Consider the following 23,838-nt stretch of genomic DNA (forward strand, 5'->3'; position numbering starts at 1 on the left):
ATTTTATCCGTGTAAGTCGTCGTATTACGACACTTTCCTGAACGATTATCTCATTAATTATGGCAGATCGATGAAAGTAGTCACTCAAGTTGCAGAACAGCGTAAAACGCTGGAACACGCTGTTGCACAAGCGTTGGAATTGGCCCGTGCGGGTTCTGATGCGGCTGAAGTTGCCGTCAGCAAAACCACCGGAATTAGTGTCAGCACTCGCTTTGGTGAAGTGGAGAACGTGGAGTTCAACAGCGATGGTGCGCTGGGAATTACTGTTTATCACCAGCAACGCAAAGGCAGCGCCTCCACCACCGATTTAAGTCCGGATGCGGTCGCCCGTACCGTGCAAGCGGCACTGGATATCGCCCGCTATACCTCGCCTGACCCTTATGCGGGGCCGGCAGAAAAATCGCTACTGGCCTTTGAGGCACCGGATCTGGATCTGTTCCATCCGGGTGATTTGGATGCTGAGCAAGGTATTTTGCTGGCTGCGCGAGCAGAGCAGGCGGCATTGCAGGCAGACACGCGAATTACTAATACCGAGGGTGGCAGCTTTAACAGCCATTACGGCATTAAGGTCTTTGGCAACAGCCACGGCATGTTACAGAGCTATTGTTCCAGCCGCCATTCACTCTCCAGCAGTGTTATCGCCGAGCACAATGGCGATATGGAGCGGGATTATGCCTATACCATTGGTCGGCGGATGGAAGATTTAGCCAACCCTGAGTGGGTGGGTGAAGAGTGCGCCCGTCGCACTTTGTCCCGCTTATCGCCACGTAAGCTGCCGACCATGGAGTCACCGGTGCTGTTTGCCGCCGAAGTGGCGACGGGCTTGTTCGGCCACTTAGTGTCGGCTATCAGCGGCGGTAATATTTATCGCAAATCGACTTTTTTGCTCGATCACCTCGGCAAGCAGATTTTGCCTGAATGGTTGACCATTGAAGAGCATCCGCATTTATTGCGTGGTCTGGCTTCAACGCCGTTCGACAGTGAAGGCGTGCGCACGCTGCAACGAGAGATTGTCAAAGATGGGGTGCTGCAAACCTATCTGCTGACCAGCTATTCAGCCCGTAAGTTGGGGCTGCAAAGCACCGGGCACGCCGGGGGGATCCATAACTGGCGCATTGCAGGTCAGGGGCAGGATTTCGCCGGAATGCTGAAGCAACTGGATAAAGGCTTGGTGGTGACCGAATTGATGGGCCAGGGGGTCAGTACCGTGACGGGTGATTACTCTCGCGGGGCTGCTGGTTTCTGGGTTGAAAATGGTGAGATTCAGTACCCGGTGAGTGAGATTACAATCGCCGGTAACCTGAAAGATATGCTGCGCAATATCGTGAGTGTCGGCAGTGATATCGAACTGCGTAGTAACATTCAGTGTGGTTCAGTCCTATTACCGGCGATGAAGATCGCGGGCGAATAATAGCCCTCCTGTCATATTCTTATTTCATCTCCCGCCTGTAGAAATACGGGCGTTTTATCTGTTCATCCGCACAGTTTTGGCTTTTTTCTGTTGGCAGTAAGAAATCATTGCCAGTTTCCCCCTCCATTGACTACGTTAAGTATGAGCAATGTATCAATGAGAACTATGCAGTTAACAATAATTATAAGGAGTGTGAGCATGAGTAAGAAGATGATGGCGTTAATGGCGGCGGTGTTACTCAGCGCCAGCACGTTAGCCATGGCGGCCAGTGTGGCGGATAACATGGACACCATTGCCGAGAATTACGGCAAAGTGTTGAAGGCCGACTCTACAGATGTGATCAAGCAAGGTTTAGCGGCGATGCGCGTGGCGGCACTGGATGCACAAAAGGGCATTCCTGGCAAACTGAAGAGTAAAGGTGAGGGGAGTGCGGAGGTGAAGGATTTCCGCCATGGTTTGGATTTACTTATTGGGCAGATTGATGGTGCGCTGGCTTTGGCCAATCAAGGCAAACTGGATGACGCCAAAAAAGCCGCCCAAGATTTCAAGCCCACCCGCGATACCTACCATAAAAAATATCGCTAATCTGCGGCAGGAGGGTAATGGCCCTAGGCTATTACCCTCACATCATATGCGCAGATATTTCAATCAACATTTATCGGCATTTATTGTCGATTAATGACGATTAACGATGAAATTCACCCGCGGCTTCTGGCTGATATAACAGCTCCAGCACAATAATGCGGGCTTCATCCCCACCAGGCAATTTCCAACTGATTTCGTCATTGACGTGCAAGCCCAGCAATGCTGCCCCTAAAGGTGCCATCACCGAGAGTTGATCGTTGCTGTCTTTCAGTGATGCCGGATAAACCAGGGTGCGGATATGCTCCTCCTGGTTATTCAGATCACGAAAACGCACACGGCTGTTCATAGTCACCACATCTGCCGGAATAGCATTAGGTGGCAGAATTTCTGCGCGATCCAGCTCTTCATTGAGCGCTTGTGCGACCACTGTACCGGCAAAGGCCGGTTGCGCCAGTAACGCATCCAAACGTTCAGCATCCAGCTCGTTAATCGTGATGGTTGGCTTGGTCATACCACTCTCCAATTCAATTTCAGCAAAACATAAAAACAACACCCCCACGCCATAGGAGAGGGGGTGTTCGAAAATAACTTTAATATTGATCTGATATTAGGCGCTTCCGGCTAGAAAAGAAAGAGATCCGGATCACGAACTTTTTTCCACCGCAGGCATTCACGGTGCATTTATATAAAAGTTATTTTGTTGTTAATGATTAAGTTAGCTATGTAAACGCCTATTTTGCGAATGTGATCCCCCCGGTACATGACATTTCCACTTTGAACTGGAAAAAATGCCGCTACACACCTATTCCGCTTGCAGGTAGGGTGATGTCATCGCGCAGAGGGGAGGTAAACGAAGCTCTCTTTGTAGTCAGAAAGTTGTTACAGCAAGAAATAGAGGATTGTCAGCGTGAATGATGTAGCCACATTGAATGCAGCCGAGGAACCTGGAGTCGCAGAGGTAAATATCATCACTGAGCGGGTATTAGCTGAAATTACCGTGATGTTAAATGCCGAAAACATTTTCACCAACGATGTGCAGCAGCAAATGTTGACATCACATATTCGGGCCATGGTGTTACGTTCAATCACTGGCGAGCCATTACCTGAGGTGGATAAATCATTATTTGATGAAATTTCAGCACATTCAATGCAAATGGCCCAGCAAGTTGTCGACAGGTTTGCCAATTTGCCGATTGAAGAGGCTTATTTGTTATCGGTGCATTTTGAAGTAGCGAAAGATAATAACCCATAAAACAGTCATCTGGAGAAGAGACTATGAGTCAAATTACCGTTGTAATTGGCGACCGTTTAGGTAAAGGCCAAAAAGTTGGGCAAGGTGTTGAATTGGCTGGTGGCCGCGTGGTGGTTATTCCCGGTGTTGCCGCAGACATGAAACTGGGTGATGTGATGAATAGCGAACAAGCAGACTTCGGTATCTCATTTTGTGGTAGCGGCGGTGCGGGTGCTATTACGGCCCAAAATAAGTATGGCTACAAAGCAAAATACGGAATGCGCTCAGTCGAAGAGGGTGTGACCGCAATAAATGAAGGCTGCAAGGTATTAGGCTTCGGATTTATGGATAAAGAAGAGTTAGGGCAGAAATTAGTGGAAGCGTATATCAAGAAATATGGTCAGCCGTAATGAAAGAACAATATACCACTCAGGTGCAGGTAAAAGGCAAAGGCGATACTAAGGGTAAAGCTTTCGCCAATGCACTGGGTAATGTCCAAAATACGGTGTTGAAGTCGACGCAAAATATTCTGTTACGGATTGAACCACAAGACGTCAAAGTATTACGCGCCGAATTATCAGTGAAAAAAGAGAAGTTTTTACTCTTTTTTCTGCCGCGAGAAAGAAAAACATACAGTGTTGAATTAGATATTACCGTGAACGTGACAATTATTGACACAGAAAAGGTTGTCTTCGTTTCTAAATAAAAAGTCTATTCCCACCGCACTGTTATTTGCAGCTAGCTGCAACTTCAATTGCTGGGTGTGACTTATAGATGAAAGGATATGTTGATGTTTTTAATTATTCTTTTTAAGTCGATTATTATCGGCGGACTGGTCGGCGTGGGGGTTGGTGTTGGGGCCGCCCGCATGTTCCATGCGCCGACAATACAGGGCATGGGCGCATTTCGTACCTTGGGCGAGTTGAACTCGTGTGAGGGCGATCCGGCATCGCATTTCTCCTTCGGGCTAGGCTTCTTCTTCAACGCCTGGGCCTCGTCGGTTGCCGCTGGGGCCTTTACTCAGGATGTCGACCACCGCATTATTCCGAACTGGGGTGCTGCAGCATTGATGATTAAAAATCGCAATGTGGCGGAAACCATGCATAACCCGAAAAAGATGGCGATTGCCTGCGGCATTATCGGGGTTATTGTCGTCAGCTTCCTCAATACTACCGCTTCAGCGGTTCCGGCTGCATTACAGGTTACGGCAATTAAGGTCTTGGTGCCGGCCGCTAATATTCTGGTTAACACCGTGATGCCGGTTATTTTCTGGCTAGCCGCCATTGATGCCGGACGTCGTTCTGGTTTCTGGGCCACTATTTTCGGCGGCCTGGCGCAGTTAATTATGGGTAATGCCGTTCCGGGTCTGGTTCTGGGTATTTTAATTGGTAAAGGGGTTGAGGAGAGCGGCTGGAATAAAGTCACAAAAATCATGATGACAGTGATTGTGCTGCTGTTCGTGCTCAGTGGCTTCTTCCGTGGATTCGACATGAAATTCCTGGAGTCATTCAGTCTGGGTGTGCCCGTGTGGCTCGATACCATTCATAACGCATTGAGCGGAAAATAACACAGCGAGAGGAGCTTAATGATGGATGAACAAACCAAGAATAATTTCTGGTATGCCGACTGGTCCTTTCCGATCTTTGTAGGGCTATTATCTTCCGGCGTGTTTGCGGGTACTCATATGTACTATTTATATGGTATCGGCGCATTTAACGAAGTGGCATTTGTTTCAATGCTACGTGCAGGAATGGATACCGGGGTTTATGGGGCAGTGGCTGCATTTGGTGCCAGCTTCTTATTTGCCCGTATTATTGAAGGTTCGCTGGTCGGTATTTTAGATATCGGTGGTGCGATTCAAACCGGCGTAGGTTTGGGTGTGCCGGCATTATTGCTGGGGGCTGGATTTGTGTTCCCGGTGGCCAATTTTGCCGCCTCCTTGGTGACCGGCCTGATAATTGGTCTAGCTATCGGCTATCTGATTATTTTGGCACGTAAATTTACGATTAACCAAAGTAATTCGACTTACGGTGCAGATGTCATGATGGGCGCAGGTAACTCATCGGGCCGCTTTTTGGGGCCACTGATTATTCTGTCCGCGATTACTGCATCAATTCCCATTGGTATCGGCTCTTTAGGTGGCGCATTACTGTTTTATCTGTGGAATAAACCTATAACCGGTGGCGCAATTTTGGGTGCCATGATTTTAGGTTCTATTTTCCCGGTCGCGATTTCCTGAACTTCGGGGTGAATATTCAAATTACCGGATATTTACCCCGCTGCGATACTCAGTAAGAAGGGTATAACGGAGAATAAAGATAATGCATGACTTTATTATCACTCGGGCACTATTGGTTAATGGTCATCAGGTGGATATTGCCATTAATGATGGAAAAATAACGGCGGTGAGCGCGACTATTGCTGCGGTTGAAAATAACCAAATTGAATCCCCTTTTTATCCGGCCAAAAAAGTCCTGGATCTGGCTGGGAGATATTATCTCAGTGCCGGCTGGATTGATTCCCATGTTCACTGCTACCCCGCATCGCCTATTTATCATGACGAAGCTGATTTAGTTGGTGTTGCCAGTGGCGTGACCACGGTGGTGGATGCCGGCAGCACGGGTGCCAATGATATTGATGATTTCTACCGCCTGACTCGCGCGGCCAAAACCCATGTTTATGCTTTTTTAAATATTGCAAAAACCGGCATCGTCACGCAAAACGAATTAGCTGATATGGCGCAGATTGATAAGCAAAGTGTCAGTCAGGCGATTGCTCGTAACCCCGATTTCATTATCGGCATTAAGGCCCGAATGAGTAGCAGTGTGGTGGGTAAAAACGGTATTAAGCCGCTGATTCGCGCCAAAGAGATCCAGCAAGAGAACAACCAGTTGCCGCTGATGGTGCACATTGGCAATAACCCGCCGGATCTGGATGAAATTGCCGATTTACTGACGCAGGGCGACATTATTACTCATTGCTATAACGGCAAACCCAACCGAATTCTGACCCCCGCGGGGGCTTTGCGTGAATCTATTCAGCGCGCACTAAAACGCGGCGTGTTGCTGGATGTGGGCCATGGTAGCGCCAGTTTCAGCTTTGAGGTTGCCGAGCTTGCCATCAAGCAAGGTATCTACCCGCACACCATCAGCTCCGACATCTATTGCCGCAACCGCATAAGTGGGCCGGTGCATAGCCTGGCGAGCGTGATGTCCAAATTTTTCATCATCGGCCTAAACTTGGAACAGGTCATCAGCTGTGTAACCGAAAATGCCGCCCAAGCGCTGCGCCTGAGCCATAAAGGGGTCGTGGCTGAGGGCTATGATGCTGACCTGACTATTTTTGAGCTGAAACAGCAGCCGCAGGTATTCAGCGATTCGGAAGGTAAATCGGTCACCGGTGAACAGTATCTGGTGCCACTGGCTGCGGTGGTGGCCGGTGACTTAGTGTTAACTGACGAAGGGAAGTTAAAAGATGTCTTCAGTTTATGAGAAATACCAGCTAAAACATGTGATTAATGCCTCTGGCCGTATGACAATGCTTGGGGTTTCAACACCACGGCAAGAGGTGATTGACGCCGTGGAGCTGGGTCTAAATCACTACTTTGAAATGAAAGATCTGGTGAATAAAACCGGCGCTTACATTGCCGATTTACTAAATGTTGAGAGCGCGGTGGTGGTCTCCTGCGCCTCTGCCGGAGTTGCGCAATCCGTCGCCGCAGTGATCGTGAAAGATGATGCGAATTTGCTGGTCAATCTTCATGCCGCACCCCGCACCGTGCCCAATGAAATTGTGCTGCCGAAGGGGCACAATGTTAACTTTGGTGCGCCAGTTGATACCATGGTGACCTTGGGTGGCGGTAAAGTGGTGGAAGCCGGTTATGCCAATGAGTGTTTGCCTGAACAGCTAGAAGCGGCGATCACGCGCAATACAGCGGCGATCTTGTATATAAAATCCCACCATTGTGTGCAAAAAAGCATTTTATCGGTTGAGCAAGCGGTGGTCATCGCCCGCAAGCATCAACTGCCATTAATCGTTGACGCGGCAGCGGAAGAAGATCTGCTCTGTTACTACCAAATGGGCGCTGATTTGGTGATTTACAGTGGGGCCAAAGCTATTGAAGGGCCGACCAGCGGATTGGTCTTAGGTAAGAAAACCTATGTTGATTGGGTGAAACTGCAATCAAACGGCATTGGTCGGGCGATGAAAGTGGGTAAAGAGGGTATCCTCGGCCTAACCCGCGCCATTGAAAGCTACATGACACTGGAAAAAGAGAGCGGCCAGCAGATGGTGGCGAAGATGACGCCTTTCATCACCCAACTGAATAGCATCGACGGCGTCTGCGCCAAAGTGGTTTGGGATGCGGCTGGGCGCGATATTGCCCGCACTGAGATCAGTTTTGATGAAGCCAAAATCGGCCGCTCGACACCAGATCTGGTTGATGCGCTAAAAAATGGTGATATTGCCATCTATTTCCGTGCCTACAAAGCCAACGAAGGTAAGATTGAAGTGGATGTTCGCAGTGTAACACCACCGCAACTCGAAACAATTTACCGCTGTATCAACCAGCTGATTAAGGGAGCCTAAGCCATGAAATTGACCCCAAATTATTACCGTGATCGGGTGTGTCTGAATGTGCTGGCCGGTTCAAAAGAGAATGCGCGTGAGATCTACCAGGCCGCCGAAGGCCATGTGTTGGTGGGGGTGTTATCGAAAAATTACCCTGATGTCGACAGCGCGGTGAAAGAGATGCGCGAGTATGCGGCACTTATCGATAATGCTCTATCCGTCGGGTTGGGTGCGGGTGATCCTAAGCAATCGACGATGGTTAGCCAGATTGTGCAGCAGCTGAAACCACAGCATGTAAATCAGGTATTTACTGGCGTCGGCCCGAGTCGCGCTCTGCTGGGGCAGCAGGAGACGGTGGTTAACGGCCTGGTCTCACCGACCGGTAAAGTGGGGTATGTGAAGATCTCCACCGGCCCCCTCAGCTCACAGCAGAAAGACGCGATCGTTGCGGTCACCACCGCTATTGCCATGTTGAAAGATATGGGCGGCAGCTCGATAAAATTCTTCCCAATGAACGGCTTGGACTCTATCGACGAGTATCGATTTGTCGCCGAAGCTTGTGCGGCGACCGGTTTCTGGCTGGAGCCAACGGGTGGTATCGATCTGGATAATTTCGAGCAAATTGTGCAGATCGCACTGGATGCCGGAGTGACAAAAATCATCCCGCACATCTACAGCTCAATTATCGACAGCAAAACGGGCAATACCCGCCCGCAAGATGTAAAAACATTATTGGATATCGTCAAAAAGATCGTGGTGTAACGACCGATACAGGTACTCGACAACCACTGCCTGTAGGCGCTGAATCAGCACCGCGATAGCAGAAGCCGCTTTAAAATTGATCCACAAAGTGGCAAATTGACCCTGGCACTTGGTGAGACCATCCCCTGCGCAGATGCTGGCAGGGGATGGCCTCAATGCCTTGAAAAACAGCATGTTTGGATAACGGAGTGGAGCAGTGAGATTTCCCTATCAACGTCTGGCCTATATGTTCGATGCACTGCAATCGGAGACGCTGCCTCAGGATGAGCTGGCGAAGCGCTTTGCGGTCTCGACACGTACTGTGCGGGCAGATATCACGGCGTTGAATGAAATTCTTGAGCATTATGGTGCACATTTTGTACATAACCGTGGCTTTGGTTATCGGTTAATGATCGATGACGCCGAGCGCTTCCGTGCTCTGCAGCAGCAAAACCGTAAAACGCATTTAACCCCGCGCACTGCCAATGAGCGAGTGCACTATCTGTTAATCCGTTTTCTGACCTCCGCTTTTTCATTGAAGCTGGAGGATTTAGCCGATGAATGGTTTGTCAGTCGTGGCACATTGCAAAATGATATGGCTGAGGTGAGAGAGAGGCTGAACCGCTACCATTTGACGATTGAAACCAAGCCCCGCTATGGCATGAAATTATTTGGCGCGGAGTTGGCGATCCGCACCTGTCTGACGGATCTTTTGTTCCAGCTACAACTGCAAGACACCGATAACCCATTATTAAAAAATGAGTTTCTGAGTATTCAGGCCATACCGGATTTGACCGAAAGATTACACGCGCTACTGGATCAATATGGGGTGCGGCTGACTGATGAAGGTGAGCAATACCTGATTTTTTACTGTGCGGTGGCGATAAAACGGATCACTGATGGCTATCCGTTATCCGATTTTGACGCCGAAGATGTAGATGAGGCGGTGAAACTGGCATCAGGCCGCTTGGCAAATGAGCTTAAGTCACTGTCCAAAAAAGATATTTCGGCGGCGGAAGAGGCCTATTTACGGGTCAATATTGCCGCCCGTCGGGTGCAAACCAACCCGTCTGGCAGTAGCCGGCCAAGTGAAATCAATGCTGATGATGAAGAGACGCTGGTGGATTACATCCTCTCTTATATCAACACGCACTATAATTACAATTTGCAGGGCGATAAGCAGCTGCGTTGTGATCTGCTCACCCATATCAAAACCATGATCACGCGGGTGAAGTATCAGATAACCATTCCTAACCCGTTGTTATCCAATATTAAACAGCACTATCCGATGGCCTATGATGTGACGCTGGCGGCGGTATCCAGTTGGGGGAAATACACCCCTTACAGCTTGAGTGAGAATGAAATTGGCTATCTGGTGCTGCATATTGGGGTGGGGCTGGAGCGCCATTACAATATTGGTTATCAGCGCCATCCGCAGGTGATGTTAGTGTGTGACACCGGTAACTCCACCACCCGTATGATCCAGGCGCAGATTTCCCGTAAGTATCCGCAAATTGTGATGACACAGACCATTTCCCTGCGTGATTACGAAATTCTCCACCATATCGACGAAGATTTCGTTATTTCCAACTCGCGATTAGCTGAGAAAAACAAGCCAGTGGTGGTGATGTCGCCATTCCCGACCGAGTATCAGCTGGAGCAGTTGGGCAAGCTAGTCTTGGTGGATCGAACTCGCCCCTACATGTTGGAAAAGTTCTTTGATCGCCATCACTTTATGATTATCGACCAGCCGATAACACAGGCACAGCTGTTTGAGAAAGTCTGTGGTCAGCTGGAGGCGGAAGGGTTTGTTGACGCCGATTTCTACCCGTCAGTGGTTGAGCGGGAGGCGATTGTCTCCACCATGCTAGGCGAGGGGATCGCGCTGCCACATTCACTGGGCTTATTGGCGAAGAGAACGGTGGTGGTGACACTGCTGGCCCCCAATGGTATTGCCTGGGGGGATGGCGAAGTGGCCTATGTCATCTTCTTGCTGGCCATCAGTAAAACCGATTATGAAGAGGCGATGGCGATTTACGATCTGTTCGTCACCTTTGTGCGCGAGCGCTCCATGAGCCGTCTGTTGAGTAGTCAGCATTTTGATAGTTTTAAGGCCATCGCGATTGATTGTTTGAGTCGAATTTAACTCTCACCTCAAACGAATCAATCGCCAAATCAATATGTAATACAGCTAGCATCACTGCCAGCCATATCTCCTCACAAACCACCCCTTCACCCACTGCGTCGTCACCATATATCCGGCCAGGATCACTATCAGCCATGGGAAGTAAGCCAGTGGCAGCGCTTGTAATTGCAGGAATCCCGCCAGTGGTGAGAAGGTTAGCCCGATACCGATGACCACCACCGCCAGTGTCATTAAGCACAGTGGCCATGAGGCGCGGCTCTGGATAAATGGAATCTTACGGGTACGAATCATATGCACGATCAATGTCTGAGACAGCAGCCCCTCAATAAACCAACCGGACTGGAACAAGGTCTGCATTTCCGGCGTATTGGCCTTAAATACCCACCACATAAGGCTAAAGGTCAATACGTCAAAAATAGAACTTATCGGGCCAAAGAACACCATAAAGCGCCCCAGATCGCCGGCGTTCCAGCGTTGTGGCTTCGCCAGTTGCTCTTCGTCGACGTTATCGAACGGAATGGCAATCTGCGAAATATCGTACAGCAGATTTTGGATTAACAGATGTAGAGGCAGCATCGGCAAGAAGGGTAAAAATGCGCTGGCAATCAATACGCTGAAGACATTACCAAAGTTGGAGCTGGCAGTCATTTTGATGTATTTCAGCATGTTGGCGAAGGTGCGGCGGCCTTCGATCACCCCCTGTTCCAGCACCATTAGGCTCTTTTCTAGCAAAATGATATCGGCGGCTTCTTTGGCGATATCCACTGCCGAATCCACGGAGATCCCAATGTCGGCCGCCCGTAGCGCTGGCGCATCATTGATGCCATCCCCCATAAAACCGACCACATGGCCCGCAGCCCGCAGGTTTTGCACGATACGTTCTTTATGTATCGGGGTCAGTTTGGCAAACACGGTGGTGGTGCGGGTAGCTTCGGTCAGTTCTGCCTCTGTCATCTGCTCAATATCATTGCCGCGCAAAACCTGCTCGACAGATAATCCAACATCTTTACAGACCTTACGCGCCACTAACTCATTGTCACCAGTAAGGATTTTTACGTTAACACCACTGTTTTTCAGCGCCAATAGCGCAGGGGCAGTGCTCTCTTTCGGTGGATCGAGGAAGGCGATATAGCCTTCCAAAATCAGGTCATATTCATCGATAACGGCATAATCCCGCTGATAGGCGGGTAGAATGCGGGTAGCGACGGCAACCACCCGCAGCCCTTGCTGGTTCTGCTCATCCGTGATGCGGCGGATACGGGCCAGCAGCGCATCAGTGATGGGGATAACCTCATCCCCCTGACGGACATGGCGGCAAATGGAGAGCATCTCTTCCAGCGCCCCTTTGCAGATAAGCTCGTGATAATCCGATTTATCGCTGACCACCACAGACATGCGGCGGCGTTCGAAATCAAAGGGGATCTCATCGATTTTGCGGTAACCCGCCAGTGTGTCGGCGGCCTGAGACTCGGCGGCGGCAGATCCCGCCATGGAGGAGAGCACCGCCACATCCAGCAGATTTTTCAGCCCGGTTTGGTAGTAGCTATTGAGCCAGGCGTAGTGCAACACGCGCTCACAGTTGGCACCAAACACATCGGTATGACTCTCCAACACGATCTTATCTTGAGTCAGGGTGCCGGTTTTATCGGTACACAGAGTGTCCATCGCGCCAAAGTTCTGAATGGCATCCAGTCGTTTGACGATCACTTTCTGTTGCGACAGCTTCACTGCCCCTTTTGCCAGGGTCGAGGTGACGATCATCGGCAACATTTCTGGGGTTAAACCGACGGCGACAGAGAGCGCAAAAAGCGCGGCTTCCCACCAGTCACCTTTAGTAAAGCCGTTGATCAGTAACACAATTGGTGTCATCACCAACATGAAACGGATCAGCAGCCAACTGACTTTACTGATGCCACTCTGGAAGGCGTTGGGTTGCTCATCCTGATGGGTCACCCGCTCAGCCAATAGGCCAAAATAGGTTTGATTGCCAGTGCCGATGACTATCGCCAGCGCCGAGCCGCTGATCACATTGGTGCCCATAAAGCACAGGGTATCGCGCTCCAGTGGATTCTGCTCCTCACACTCACGGCACTGGGCCAGTTTCTCCACTGGCAGTGATTCACCCGTCAATGCGGCCTGACTGATAAACAGGTCTTTTGCCAGCAAAATGCGCAAATCTGCCGGGATCATGTCGCCAGCCGAGAGCTTGATGATATCGCCGGGCACTAACTGTGAGATGGGCAATTCACGATGTTCGCTCTTGCCGGTATGGGCATCGCTGCGGATCACGGTCGCGGTGTTGCTGACCATGGCTTTCAATGCATCCGCCGCGCGGCTTGAGCGCGCTTCCTGAATAAAGTGCATCAGGGTGGAGATCAAGACCATGGCACCAATTACCAGTGCGGCGGTGAGATCTTCGGTGGCATAGGAGATCAGTGCCAGAATGGTTAGCAGCAAGTTAAATGGGTTGCGGTAGCAGTGCCATAGGTGGACCCACCAGCGAGTTGTCTGCTGATTTTCAATTTCATTATTGCCGCTGTTGAGGCGAATCGCCTGCACCTCCTGCTCGGTCAACCCCTCTGGGTGGCTCTTAAAGCGCTGGTAGAGCTGCTGTGGCGTCTCATTGGCGCACTGCAAGCGCTGCTGAGTCAGGGCGACGGGCAGATCTTGAGCCGCACTTCCCTGCGGCAAACCCTCTAGCATGGTTTCCCGGCGGATCAGGCGGCGGGGCAGGCTGCGGCTCAATGCATTGAGCAATTGTCGGGTGAAATTTTTAACGTGCATGGTGCTAACCTTACTGTCATTTGATGACGCCGCTTATCTAGCGCCATCATGTTGCGCCCACAGCAAAGCTGCCGTGAGAGAGCAAAAAATCATCAGCAGAGACCAACACGGGGAAAGTGCGCGGTGACGGCCGACCAGATTATTATCCGGTCAGGCAATCACCTCAGACGAGGAGAGACCTTACCGGAGGCACCCATTGGGTGCGGTTGAGGGAACAGGATCCACTGGGTCATTAACCTCCGGTAAATTAATAACTAGGGTAGGCGCTACGCGACTTCTACCCCTCTGGTACGCGATAAAAATAGGTCGCTAATGATAGCTTAGCCACCAAACAGCTAGACAGACACTAAACGGCATAACCATGGTTAACACGGCAAAAATCACCCTGACGAGAAGATAATCCGTTAGGGTGACAATATGTCGCCGGTCATTGGGATATCATGCGCTGAGTCTGATTCTGTGCATGCTATGCTTCCCTGTATGCCATCAAGTATAAATAATCAGTTTATTATATATTTCTAAACCTAAACATTAGGTAAACCATGCAAAACCGCTTAACCATTAAGGACATTGCCCGCATGAGTGGAGTTGGAAAATCCACGGTTTCGCGGGTATTGAATAACGAAGGCAGTGTCAGCCCACAGACGCGGGAGCGGGTTGAGGCGATTATTCGTCAGCAGGGGTTTACCCCGTCAAAATCAGCTCGTGCCATGCGAGGGCAGAGCGATAAAGTGGTAGCGATTATTGTCTCGCGTCTGGATTCACCGTCTGAGAATCAGGCGGTACGCACCATGCTGCCACTGTTCTACCAGCAAGGTTACGACCCGATTCTGATGGAGAGCCAGTTTGATGCCACTTTGGTCAGCGAGCATCTGCATGTGCTGCAACAGCGCAATGTGGATGGGGTGATTCTGTTTGGTTTCACTGGGTTAACCGCAGATATGCTCTCGCCGTGGCAAGAGAAAATGGTGGTGTTGGCGCGGGAATACGCCGGTTACTCCTCCGTCTGCTATGACGATGAGGGGGCGGTGCGCCTGCTGATGGATAAGTTACGCCATGCGGGTCATCGTCATATCAGCTATATCGGCGTGCAGCCGTCGGATGCCACCACGGGTATGCGCCGCCACCAATCCTACCTTGATTACAGCCAGCAGCACGGCCTGATACCTACGGTTGCACTGGGTGAATTGAGCTATCAGAGTGGTTTTCAACTGGCACCGCAGGTGATAAAACCGGATACCTCGGCACTGGTATGTGCCTCTGATACCATCGCCATGGGGGTAAGTAAGTACTTACAGCAGCAGGGGCAGCAACATATTCAGGTGTGTGGCATTGGTAATACGCCGCTACTGCACTTTCTGTTCCCCAATACCCTGTCAGTCGAACTAGGTTATGGCAGCGCAGGGGTGAAAGCAGCACAACAACTACTGGACCAGCTTAATAATAGTCAGCTAATTCAACAGATTATCATCCCCGGTCAACTGGCCTGATACCTCATCTTACTCTGCTGTTAGCCGCTATCCCATCCTGAGTGGTGGGTAAACAGCGGCAGCGCTCCTGTTTTTGGCGACTTATCTGGCGCAAAAAATTGCAAACTGTGATCTTCAACGCAAGTTGGGAACGTTCCCATTCCATAAATATAAATACGTAGCTAATCTTTAATTAGTCGAATATTTAATCGGTGATGGTTTTAATACTGGCGACCCCCATAGTGCCGACGGCCGTTTTCACTCTTTTTTATTCAAGATAGACCTTACAGATAAAAAAAAAGCTTTATCACTCAGCACGCTATCCCACCGTTGAAAGGTACGTTGAAATGAGCAAAGTAAAACAACAAGATATCGATCAATTGATCGTACTGGTGGGAGGCAGAGAGAATATTGCCTCCGTCAGCCACTGCATTACCCGGCTACGTTTTGTGTTAAATGATCCCTCTAAAGCCTCGCCAAAAGAGATCGAAAATCTATCGATGGTCAAAGGCTGCTTTACTAATGCCGGGCAATTTCAAGTGGTTATCGGGCCAGAAGTGGACGATTACTACCAGGCGCTGATCGCCAAAATTGGCCTGAATGAAGTGGATAAAGAGCAAACCAAGCTGGCGGCGCGGCAGAATATGACCTGGTTTGAGCGCGGTATTTCTCACTTTGCCGAGATCTTCTTCCCGCTGTTACCGGCGCTGATCAGCGGCGGTTTGATCCTCGGTTTCCGTAACGTGATCGGTGATATCCCGATGAGCGACGGTAAAACGCTGGCGCAGATGTATCCGGCGTGGAAAACCATTTATGACTTCCTCTGGCTGCTGGGCGAAGCTATCTTCTTCTACCTGCCGGTGGCTATCTGCTGGTCGACAGTGAAGAAAATGGGCGGCACTCCGGTATTGGGGATTGTGCTGGGTATCACGCTGGTTTCACCGCAGCTGATGAACTCCTATCTGCTGGGCCAACAAATTCCTGAGGTGTGGAATTTTGGCTGGTTCACCATTGAAAAAGTGGGTTATCAGGCGCAGGTTATCCCCTCGATTCTGGCGGGTTTAGCGCTGGGCTGGATTGAAACCAACCTGAAGAAAATCATCCCCGCTTACCTCTATCTGGTGGTGGTGCCGGTGGTTTCCCTGCTGCTGGCGGTGTTCCTCGCCCATACACTGATTGGGCCATTTGGCCGCATGATTGGTGATGGGGTGGCATGGGGCGTGAAAGCAGTGATGACCGGCAGTTTCGCGCCGATTGGCGCCGCGCTGTTTGGTTTCCTATATGCGCCGTTGGTTATCACTGGTGTGCATCAAACCACGTTAGCCATTGATATGCAGATGATTCAGAGCATGGGCGGCACGCCAGTTTGGCCGTTGATTGCACTCTCTAACATCGCGCAGGCTTCGGCAGTACTGGGCATCATCATTATTAGCCGCAAAATTAATGAGCGCGAAATCTCGGTGCCAGCGGCCATCTCGGCTTATCTCGGGGTCACTGAACCGGCCATGTATGGTATCAACCTGAAATACCGCTTCCCGATGCTGTGCGCCATGATTGGCTCTGCACTGGCGGGCCTGATTTGCGGATTGACGGGGGTGATGGCGAACGGCATCGGTGTCGGCGGTCTGCCGGGTATTTTATCCATTAAGCCACAGTTCTGGGGCATCTATGCTTTGGCGATGTTGGTGGCGATTGTGGTGCCACTGCTGCTGACGATTATGGTTTATAAACGTAAAGAGAGTCGCGGCGAGCTGCCGGTTTAAGTCATGAAACGCCGCTGGTGATACACTGGCGGCGTCATTTTTCCCACGGTTTCTGTTTTTCTACGAATAAAGAGTCTGCTATGAATAATCCTATCCCTTGGTGGCAAAACGGCGTCATTTATCAGATTTACCCGAAGAGTTTTCAGGACAGCACCGGCAATGGCTTTGGTGATCTGGCGGGGGTGACGCAACGTTTGGATTATCTGCAAAAACTCGGCATTGACGCCATTTGGCTGACACCCGTCTATCTCTCGCCACAAGTGGATAACGGCTATGACGTCGCGGATTACTGCGCCATCGACCCGGCTTACGGCACACTGGACGACTTCAAAAATCTGGTCGCGCAAGCCCATCAGCGCGGGATCCGTATCGTGATGGATATGGTGTTCAACCACACCTCCACCGAGCACGCCTGGTTTAAAGCTGCGCAGGATCGCCACAGCCCTTATCGTCAGTTCTACATTTGGCGTGATGGTGAGGGTGATAACTTACCGAATAACTGGCGCTCGAAATTTGGCGGTAACGCCTGGCAATGGCACGCCGCCAGTGGTCAATATTACCTGCATTTGTTCGCCACCGAACAGGCGGATTTGAACTGGGAGCATCAGCCGGTACGCGATGAACTGAAAAAAGTGTGCGAGTTCTGGGCTGATATTGGCGTCGATGGTTTGCGGCTGGACGTGATCAATCTGGTTTCTAAACAGCAGGACTTTCCTGATGATTTTGAGGGCGATGGCCGCCGTTTCTACACCGATGGCCCCCGTATCCACGAATTTTTACAAGAGATGAGCCGCGATGTGTTTCAACCACGCGGCCTGATGACGGTGGGTGAGATGTCCTCCACCCGCCTTGAACATTGCCAGCGTTATGCCGCACTGGGTGGCGATGAGCTGTCGATGACCTTTAACTTTCATCATCTGAAAGTGGATTATCTCAATGGCGAGAAGTGGTCGCTGATACCGCCGGATCGGGTTGAGCTAAAGCAGATTTTTAACCAGTGGCAGCAGGGGATGCATAATCGCGCCTGGAATGCGCTGTTCTGGTGCAACCACGATCAGCCGCGCATTGTGTCGCGCTTTGGCGATGAAGGTGCTTTGCGTCTGCCGGCGGCCAAGATGCTGGCGATGGTGCTGCACGGTATGCAGGGCACCCCCTATATCTATCAGGGCGAAGAGCTTGGGATGACCAATCCTAACTTTAGCTCTATCAGCCAATACCGTGATGTAGAAAGCCTGAATATGTTTGCTGAGTTGAGTGCCAAAGGGCGCGAACCTGATGAGTTATTGGCGATTCTGGCAGTGAAATCCCGCGATAATGGCCGAACACCAATGCAGTGGGATCGCAGCCGCAATGCGGGATTCAGCCAAGGGACGCCGTGGATTGAGCCATGCAGTAACTATGGTGATATTAATGTCGATGCTGCACTGGCGGATGCTGACTCAGTGTTTTATGCCTACCAATACTTAATCGCCCTGCGTAAGCAACATGATCTGTTCACGTTTGGCGATTATCAGGATCTTTGTCCGCAACATCCTGATTTATGGTGCTATTTGCGCAGTTGGCAGGGTAAGCAGTTGTTGGTGGTGGCGAACCTGAGTGGTGAACCGCAGGCATGGCAGCCAGAGGGGATTGAGCTGGATGGCAACTGGCAACTATTGATGAGCAGCTACGGTGAAAGCGCCTTCCAACCGCAGGAGATGGTGTTGCGGGGGTATGAGGGGGTTTATTGGATCAAGGGGTGAGTTAGTTCAAATCAGTTCAGTTCAGTTCAGTTGGATCGGATCTGGTTTCGGTTGATATTCGTTCAGTGATCACCTGACCCTCGCCGCCTCAACCGAGCAGGAGGGCAAGCCGGCCCTCCTGCACCTGCGGCTTGCGCGAAATATTGCCCTGCGGGTAAACCTCCCACGTCTTTCGGGCTGACGAGCCAGCGCGATTCGCATCCATGCTCAAGCGCGCTTTTCGCGGGCGTCCTGCCCGCTCACTCTACCCTCCATCCTCGTCGGCAATATTCCTGATTGCGCTCAAGGTCAAAAGCACATTTGAGCTGCCGAGTGAAGAGTGGAGGTAGGACGCGAGGCATGGATGCCGAGCGAGCCGTGCTTGAGCAGGAGCGAATCACGGCGGTCCGTCAGCCGAAACGATGATTGAGGGAACCTGCGAAGCAGGCAAGCGATACGTGCGCTAGCGCAGGGGTTCCAAGGGGGTTACGCGCTTGTAACCCCTTTGGCGGTTGGAGCATCGGAGGCCAAGTGAACGCCGATTTTATGTCAACCGAACCGATCATCAAACCGAATATCAACCGAAACCAGATCCGATCTATTGCGCAGGCAAGCTGGGCACTGACGCTTTAACAACCGAGCCTACCACTAACCGAATGTCAACCGAACCAATCGCCTGAACGATTATCAACCGAAACCTATCACCAAAACCGAATCACCTCCCCAATTTCAACCCCGGTAACTGCGCAAAAATACTCACCAAACCCTCGCCCCAGCCCTTACGGATCATCATAAAATAGGGGTGATCCTCGGTGATTCTATACTGCTGTTCGGTGCTGAAACTGTCGAGGGGGTAGATCATCACATCCAGCGGCAAGCCCACGGATAAATTACTGCGTAAAGTCGAGTCCATCGAAATCAGTGCACATTGCATCGCCTGATCCAGTGGGGTGTCGTAGCTCAACACGCGATCAATAATGGGCTTCCCATATTTACTCTCGCCAATCTGAAAATAGGGGGTGTCCTGAGTGGCTTCAATAAAATTACCCTGCGGATAGATGTGGAACAGCCGTAGCCCTTCACCCTTAATCTGACCACCTAACAACAGGTTACAGTTAAAATCGGTGCCGCCGCTATTTTGCTGTGCGCCGCTGTCCCGGTTAATCACCTCACGCACCGTTTCACCCAACAGGGTGGCGGCTTCGTACATTGAGGCGACATTCATCAAGTTGGTTTGCTCAGGATCGAGACAGCGGCGTTGCAGCAAGCTGACAATACTCTGTGTGGTCGCCAAATTGCCCGCGCTTTGCACCACCAGTGTTCGTTCGCCCGGTTGCTGAAACAGATGCAATTTACGAAAAGTGGAAATATGATCCACTCCGGCGTTGGTTCGGGAGTCGGAAGCAAACACTAACCCGGACGACAGCCGCATGGCCACACAGTAAGTCATTGCACGGTATCCTTTTATTGTGACATATCGCGTCGCGGGGTCGATAACATATGCACGGCAGCAATGGTTTGCATATCCTCATAACCACCGCCTCGGCGAATGCCGCGCACTGGGCAGGCATCCAGATAATCTATGCCCACCGCCAGTTTCAAATGCTGATTCGGTTTGCAGGTGTTATTGGTGACGTCAAAGCTCTGCCAATGCCCATCCAGCCACACTTCGGCCCAAGCATGGGTCGCAACATGACTGGAGGATTCTGTATAAAGATAGCCGCTTACATAGCGTGCCGGAATATTTAAACTTCGGCAACAGGCAAGAAAGACGTGGGTGTGATCCTGACATACCCCTTGCCCGGCGGCAAAAGCTTGGGCTGCGCTGTCCTGAACCGTGGTGGTGCCGGGGCTGTAGGGCATTTTTGCCAGCAGCTCGCCCATCATCAGTGTCAGGCAATCCAATTGTGCATCCGCATGGGTCACGCCCTGACAATAACCGGATGCAAATTGGCGAATGGCGAAATCCGGCTGAGTCAGTGGACTGTGGCGCAGAAACACCAGTGGGGAGAGGTGGTCGCCACTGTCATCCTCCATGTTATCTTCAATCTCCACCACCCCCTGGGCCTGAATGGTGATGGCTTGATGGGGCTTATCCAGCGTCAGTACGTGCAGCACATTGCCAAAGGCATCAGTGGTGCAGATGGCATCTTCCGGTAAGGTCAGTTGCCAAGAGAGAATTCGCTGGTGCGCCGAATCCTGTGGCGTTAGGCGCAGATACTGCGTGCTGTGCTGCACTTGCTGTGCATAGGTGTAGTGGGTGCTGTGATCGACATTCAGTCTCATTGGACCTCCAGATAGGTTTGACGAATGCTGTCAGCGATCGCATTGATCTTGCCTAAAAAATCCATCAGATAGAGGTGTAGGCCATCGGCCATCACATCGTTAATGCTGCTAAAACGCAGCTCGGCAAGCAAGATACTGACCAACCGCCGTGGCTGATGACTGCGGCTGCCGCCAATCAATTCCAACTGCTGTTCCATGTCGTTGATGCAGGCCAGCAGGGAGCGGGGGATCTCATTGCGTAAAATCAGCAGTTCCGCAATCGCCTCGCGGCTGAGTTGCTGCTTGTACAAGCTGTGGTACGCCTCACGGGCACTGACGGCCCGCAGCAAGGTGTCCATGCGGTAGTATTCGCGCACCGGATCATCATCGCTATCCAGCAACTGGTTTTTCACATCCAACAGGCGAGCGGTGCTGTCAGCCCGCTCAATCAAGGTGCCCAGACGAATAAAATAGAGTGCATCGCTGCGCAGTAAAGTGCCGTAAACCGCACCACGAAAGAGATGTGAGCGCTCTTTAACCCAGTCAAAAAAGGCATCAATACCGGCGGCGCTGATCCCCTGTCGGCGCAGCTGTTTCATCTCAATCCAGGTGGCGTTGATACTTTCCCAGACCTCGGATGACAAGCTGCCGCGCACCGCATGGGCATTGTTCCAGGCCATCTGTAAGCAGCTGAAGATACTGCTGGGATTATGGCTGTCGAGCACGAAAAAATTGAGCAGGTGGGTCATCGACACCTGCGGGTAGTGTTCGGCAAACAGGGCCTGCGTGTTGCTCAAACTGAGGGGCACCAATAGATCAAAATTCACGCGGGTGCTGGTGGGCATCATCGATAGCCGGTTGGTGACATCCAGCACTCGGGTGATGTTCTCTGCCCGCTCAAGATAGCGGGCCATCCAATAAAGCTCGCTGGCTGTTCGGCTTAACATGCATCATCCTCCAATACCCAAGTGTCTTTGGTGCCGCCGCCTTGTGAGGAGTTCACCACCAGTGAACCATCCGCCAGTGCCACGCGGGTCAGGCCACCGGGCACTAGACGAATTTCCGCGCCGGAGAGGGCAAAAGGGCGCAGATCAATGTGGCGTGGGGCAAGGCCGTTGTTTACAAAGGTCGGGCAGGTCGAGAGAGCGAGGGTCTCTTGTGCAATGTAGTTTTGTGGTCGCGCCAGTAGCAACTGGCGGAATTGGGCAATCTCCGCTTGGGTGGCCGCGGGGCCGATCAACATGCCATAGCCCCCTGCGCCATGAACTTCTTTCACCACCATCTGATCCAGATTCGCCAAGACATAAGATAAATCAGTAGGTTGGCGGCATTGCCAGGTGGGGACATTCGCCAGAATAGGATCTTCGGCGAGGTAAAAACGGATCATCTCCGGCACATACGGATAGATAGATTTATCATCTGCAACGCCAGTACCAATTGCGTTAGCCAATACCACCCCACCTGCCCGATAGACTGATAGTAGCCCAGGGACACCGAGCATGGAGTCCGGGCGGAAAGCCAGTGGGTCGAGGAAGGCGTCGTCCACTCGCCGATAGATAACATCTATCTTGCAAGGGCCGGCGGTGGTGCGCATAAAGACCGCCCCCTCTTTGACGAACAGATCCGCGCTTTCAACTAGCTCGACCCCCATCTGCTGCGCTAAAAAACTGTGCTCAAAATAGGCGCTATTAAAGCGCCCAGGGGTCAGCACCACCACGGTAGGATCGTTGATTGGCGTGCTTTCGCGCAGTGTTTGCAACAAATGGGAAGGGTAGCGCTCAACCGGCGCGATGCGCTGTTGCGCAAACAGCTCCGGATAGAGCCGCATCATCATTTTGCGGTTTTCCAGCATATAGGAGACGCCGGATGGGGTGCGCAGATTATCCTCCAACACATAATAGAGGCCATCGCTATTACGAACCATATCCACGCCAATGATATGTGCGTAGGTGTCGCGGTGCAGGTTCACCCCTTGCATACAGGGCTGATATTGGTCATTGGCTAACACTTGTTCAGCCGGAATAATCCCTGCTTTTAGGATGTGTTGATCGTGGTAAATATCATGCAGAAACGCATTCAGCGCTTGAACACGTTGGCGAATGCCACGGTCCAACATCTGCCATTCACTGGCAGGAATAATACGTGGCACGCTATCAAACGGGATTAAGCGCTCGGCGCCATCATCGTCACCATACACATTGAAGGTAATGCCCACCCGGTGAAACAGCAGCGCAGCTTCTTCGCGCTTGCGCGCAATGGTCAGTTGATCGGCCTGTTGTAACCACTGCCAGTAGGCGTCGTAATGGCTTCGGTGTTGCCCCTGCGCCAGTAACATTTCATCGAAAAATCGTGATGTGGAAAGGTCGATGTTCAGCATTATTACCTCGCAAACAGAACCGGCTGTAGTGAGGATTACGCATAAACTGTGCCAGCTCGTAAAACAGGCAAAATAGGGGGGGTAGCGCGATTTCAGCACTATTAGGGTGCAATCAGTGAGTCTGCTGCTTTATTGATGGGCAGAAAATTGCCACATCATTAGCATGATGATCTGTCATGGCGCACAGGGAAAAGGGGGAGAAAGTATTTATGGCGGAGCAATAAAACACGGCTGGCAATCACCAGCCGTGGCGCAATACAGCAGAATTAACGACGTACCGCGATAGCTTCGATTTCGATTTTGACATCTTTCGGCAGACGCGCCACTTCAACACATGAACGCGCAGGGAATGGCGCACTGTGCTCATTGAAGAAGGCTTCGTAAGTGGCGTTAACTGTGCTGAAATCATTCAGATCTTGCACGAATACCGTGGTTTTCACGATATCGGCAACTTTCAGGCCAGCCGCTTCGACGATAGCTTTCACATTTTCCAGTGACTGACGTGCCTGAGCTGAAACCTCATCAGCCACCAGGCCGGTTTTAGGATCAACCGGGATCTGGCCGGAAGTGAAGATCATGCTGCCCAGATCAACACCCTGGACATAGGGGCCAATGGCGGCAGGGGCGAGTTCAGTGCTGATAATGCGTGACATGGTGACTCCTGGTTTATGTGATGCAGAAATTATTTCCATCATTATAAAGCTGGGGTGAATAACGGCAACCCGCACGAACTAAGTTTGCTACCGGCCGCCGTGTTAATTCACTTACAGCTTGTC

Annotated in this window: 21 protein-coding genes; 14 read left to right on the top strand and 7 right to left on the bottom strand. The window is 51.2% G+C overall.

What is annotated here, in order from left to right; all coding sequences use genetic code 11:
- Positions 1-70: 70 nt before the first annotated feature.
- Positions 71-1,411 (top strand): metalloprotease PmbA, encoded by a 1,341-nt coding sequence (gene pmbA / locus FFE93_RS02210; protein WP_005271411.1) that lies wholly within the window; start codon positions 71-73, stop codon positions 1,409-1,411.
- Positions 1,412-1,609: 198 nt separating this feature from the next.
- The gene (gene cybC / locus FFE93_RS02215; protein WP_054872818.1) at positions 1,610-1,996 is read left to right on the top strand and encodes a cytochrome b562; all 387 of its coding nucleotides are present in this window, start codon (positions 1,610-1,612) and stop codon (positions 1,994-1,996) included.
- A gap of 100 nt (positions 1,997-2,096) precedes the next feature.
- Here the strand turns inward: cybC and rnk are convergent, their stop codons facing one another.
- On the bottom strand, positions 2,097-2,507 hold the full coding sequence (gene rnk / locus FFE93_RS02220) for a nucleoside diphosphate kinase regulator (RefSeq protein WP_032896665.1): 411 nt from the start codon (positions 2,505-2,507) through the stop codon (positions 2,097-2,099).
- 396 nt (positions 2,508-2,903) lie between these two features.
- Between rnk and FFE93_RS02225 the strand changes: the two genes are divergently transcribed.
- The 9 genes from FFE93_RS02225 to FFE93_RS02265 all read left to right on the top strand — a co-directional run bounded on the left by FFE93_RS02225 (position 2,904) and on the right by FFE93_RS02265 (position 10,683).
- Positions 2,904-3,248, top strand: a complete 345-nt coding sequence (locus FFE93_RS02225; protein WP_054872817.1) for a PRD domain-containing protein — start codon at positions 2,904-2,906, stop codon at positions 3,246-3,248.
- Positions 3,249-3,271: 23 nt separating this feature from the next.
- A complete protein-coding gene (locus FFE93_RS02230; RefSeq protein ID WP_005271418.1) occupies positions 3,272-3,637 on the top strand; it encodes a glycine-rich SFCGS family protein in 366 nt (121 codons plus the stop codon).
- Positions 3,637-3,933 (top strand): DUF4312 family protein, encoded by a 297-nt coding sequence (locus FFE93_RS02235; RefSeq protein WP_032815603.1) that lies wholly within the window; start codon positions 3,637-3,639, stop codon positions 3,931-3,933. Before FFE93_RS02230 ends, FFE93_RS02235 begins: the two co-directional genes overlap by 1 nt.
- 84 nt (positions 3,934-4,017) lie before the next feature.
- Entirely contained in the window at positions 4,018-4,794 is a 777-nt protein-coding gene (locus FFE93_RS02240; RefSeq protein WP_004701420.1) for a DUF4311 domain-containing protein, read from the top strand.
- Between the two features lie 21 nt (positions 4,795-4,815).
- Complete coding sequence (locus FFE93_RS02245; protein WP_032896643.1) at positions 4,816-5,466, top strand: DUF4310 family protein; 651 nt, start codon at positions 4,816-4,818, stop codon at positions 5,464-5,466.
- Positions 5,467-5,548: 82 nt separating this feature from the next.
- The gene (locus tag FFE93_RS02250) at positions 5,549-6,718 is read left to right on the top strand and encodes an amidohydrolase/deacetylase family metallohydrolase (RefSeq protein ID WP_138774730.1); all 1,170 of its coding nucleotides are present in this window, start codon (positions 5,549-5,551) and stop codon (positions 6,716-6,718) included.
- A complete protein-coding gene (locus tag FFE93_RS02255) occupies positions 6,702-7,814 on the top strand; it encodes a DgaE family pyridoxal phosphate-dependent ammonia lyase (RefSeq protein WP_138774731.1) in 1,113 nt (370 codons plus the stop codon). The genes FFE93_RS02250 and FFE93_RS02255 overlap by 17 nt, the downstream gene beginning before the upstream one ends.
- Before the next feature lie 3 nt (positions 7,815-7,817).
- Positions 7,818-8,558, top strand: a complete 741-nt coding sequence (gene dagF / locus FFE93_RS02260) for a 2-dehydro-3-deoxy-phosphogluconate aldolase (RefSeq protein ID WP_005271427.1) — start codon at positions 7,818-7,820, stop codon at positions 8,556-8,558.
- 196 nt (positions 8,559-8,754) lie between these two features.
- A complete protein-coding gene (locus tag FFE93_RS02265) occupies positions 8,755-10,683 on the top strand; it encodes a BglG family transcription antiterminator (RefSeq protein WP_138774732.1) in 1,929 nt (642 codons plus the stop codon).
- Positions 10,684-10,734: 51 nt separating this feature from the next.
- Here FFE93_RS02265 and mgtA read toward each other — a convergent pair whose 3' ends face one another.
- Complete coding sequence (gene mgtA, locus FFE93_RS02270; protein WP_138774733.1) at positions 10,735-13,467, bottom strand: magnesium-translocating P-type ATPase; 2,733 nt, start codon at positions 13,465-13,467, stop codon at positions 10,735-10,737.
- A 542-nt stretch (positions 13,468-14,009) separates the two neighbouring features.
- Between mgtA and treR the strand changes: the two genes are divergently transcribed.
- The 3 genes from treR to treC all read left to right on the top strand — a co-directional run bounded on the left by treR (position 14,010) and on the right by treC (position 18,441).
- On the top strand, positions 14,010-14,957 hold the full coding sequence (gene treR, locus FFE93_RS02275) for a trehalose operon repressor TreR (protein ID WP_138774734.1): 948 nt from the start codon (positions 14,010-14,012) through the stop codon (positions 14,955-14,957).
- 326 nt (positions 14,958-15,283) lie between these two features.
- On the top strand, positions 15,284-16,699 hold the full coding sequence (treB, locus tag FFE93_RS02280; RefSeq protein WP_005271434.1) for a PTS trehalose transporter subunit IIBC: 1,416 nt from the start codon (positions 15,284-15,286) through the stop codon (positions 16,697-16,699).
- 80 nt (positions 16,700-16,779) lie between these two features.
- Positions 16,780-18,441: an alpha,alpha-phosphotrehalase gene (gene treC / locus FFE93_RS02285; RefSeq protein WP_054872814.1), complete on the top strand. Its 1,662-nt coding sequence runs from the start codon at positions 16,780-16,782 to the stop codon at positions 18,439-18,441.
- Between the two features lie 694 nt (positions 18,442-19,135).
- Here treC and FFE93_RS02290 read toward each other — a convergent pair.
- From FFE93_RS02290 to ridA, 5 genes are all read right to left on the bottom strand, one after another.
- Positions 19,136-19,870: a proteasome-type protease gene (locus tag FFE93_RS02290; RefSeq protein ID WP_032898338.1), complete on the bottom strand. Its 735-nt coding sequence runs from the start codon at positions 19,868-19,870 to the stop codon at positions 19,136-19,138.
- 14 nt (positions 19,871-19,884) lie between these two features.
- A complete protein-coding gene (locus tag FFE93_RS02295) occupies positions 19,885-20,706 on the bottom strand; it encodes a transglutaminase domain-containing protein (protein WP_032898339.1) in 822 nt (273 codons plus the stop codon).
- Complete coding sequence (locus FFE93_RS02300; protein ID WP_032898340.1) at positions 20,703-21,632, bottom strand: alpha-E domain-containing protein; 930 nt, start codon at positions 21,630-21,632, stop codon at positions 20,703-20,705. The genes FFE93_RS02295 and FFE93_RS02300 overlap by 4 nt, the downstream gene beginning before the upstream one ends.
- The gene (locus FFE93_RS02305; RefSeq protein WP_005276574.1) at positions 21,626-23,062 is read right to left on the bottom strand and encodes a circularly permuted type 2 ATP-grasp protein; all 1,437 of its coding nucleotides are present in this window, start codon (positions 23,060-23,062) and stop codon (positions 21,626-21,628) included. Before FFE93_RS02305 ends, FFE93_RS02300 begins: the two co-directional genes overlap by 7 nt.
- A gap of 266 nt (positions 23,063-23,328) precedes the next feature.
- Positions 23,329-23,715, bottom strand: coding sequence for a 2-iminobutanoate/2-iminopropanoate deaminase (ridA, locus tag FFE93_RS02310; protein WP_032898341.1), 387 nt, complete (start codon positions 23,713-23,715; stop codon positions 23,329-23,331).
- Positions 23,716-23,838: the final 123 nt, after the last annotated feature.

This window comes from Yersinia sp. KBS0713 (assembly GCF_005937895.2).
GTDB classification, from domain to species: domain Bacteria; phylum Pseudomonadota; class Gammaproteobacteria; order Enterobacterales; family Enterobacteriaceae; genus Yersinia; species Yersinia bercovieri.

Coding starts and splice junctions, on each gene's coding strand:
- pmbA (WP_005271411.1), top strand. CDS start 71: ATGAAAGTAGTCACTCAAGTTGCAGAACAGCGTAAAACGCTGGAACAC.
- cybC (WP_054872818.1), top strand. CDS start 1,610: ATGAGTAAGAAGATGATGGCGTTAATGGCGGCGGTGTTACTCAGCGCC.
- rnk (WP_032896665.1), bottom strand. CDS start 2,507: ATGACCAAGCCAACCATCACGATTAACGAGCTGGATGCTGAACGTTTG.
- FFE93_RS02230 (WP_005271418.1), top strand. CDS start 3,272: ATGAGTCAAATTACCGTTGTAATTGGCGACCGTTTAGGTAAAGGCCAA.
- FFE93_RS02235 (WP_032815603.1), top strand. CDS start 3,637: ATGAAAGAACAATATACCACTCAGGTGCAGGTAAAAGGCAAAGGCGAT.
- FFE93_RS02240 (WP_004701420.1), top strand. CDS start 4,018: ATGTTTTTAATTATTCTTTTTAAGTCGATTATTATCGGCGGACTGGTC.
- FFE93_RS02245 (WP_032896643.1), top strand. CDS start 4,816: ATGGATGAACAAACCAAGAATAATTTCTGGTATGCCGACTGGTCCTTT.
- FFE93_RS02250 (WP_138774730.1), top strand. CDS start 5,549: ATGCATGACTTTATTATCACTCGGGCACTATTGGTTAATGGTCATCAG.
- FFE93_RS02255 (WP_138774731.1), top strand. CDS start 6,702: ATGTCTTCAGTTTATGAGAAATACCAGCTAAAACATGTGATTAATGCC.
- dagF (WP_005271427.1), top strand. CDS start 7,818: ATGAAATTGACCCCAAATTATTACCGTGATCGGGTGTGTCTGAATGTG.
- mgtA (WP_138774733.1), bottom strand. CDS start 13,467: ATGCACGTTAAAAATTTCACCCGACAATTGCTCAATGCATTGAGCCGC.
- treR (WP_138774734.1), top strand. CDS start 14,010: ATGCAAAACCGCTTAACCATTAAGGACATTGCCCGCATGAGTGGAGTT.
- treB (WP_005271434.1), top strand. CDS start 15,284: ATGAGCAAAGTAAAACAACAAGATATCGATCAATTGATCGTACTGGTG.
- treC (WP_054872814.1), top strand. CDS start 16,780: ATGAATAATCCTATCCCTTGGTGGCAAAACGGCGTCATTTATCAGATT.
- FFE93_RS02290 (WP_032898338.1), bottom strand. CDS start 19,870: ATGACTTACTGTGTGGCCATGCGGCTGTCGTCCGGGTTAGTGTTTGCT.
- FFE93_RS02295 (WP_032898339.1), bottom strand. CDS start 20,706: ATGAGACTGAATGTCGATCACAGCACCCACTACACCTATGCACAGCAA.
- FFE93_RS02300 (WP_032898340.1), bottom strand. CDS start 21,632: ATGTTAAGCCGAACAGCCAGCGAGCTTTATTGGATGGCCCGCTATCTT.
- FFE93_RS02305 (WP_005276574.1), bottom strand. CDS start 23,062: ATGCTGAACATCGACCTTTCCACATCACGATTTTTCGATGAAATGTTA.
- ridA (WP_032898341.1), bottom strand. CDS start 23,715: ATGTCACGCATTATCAGCACTGAACTCGCCCCTGCCGCCATTGGCCCC.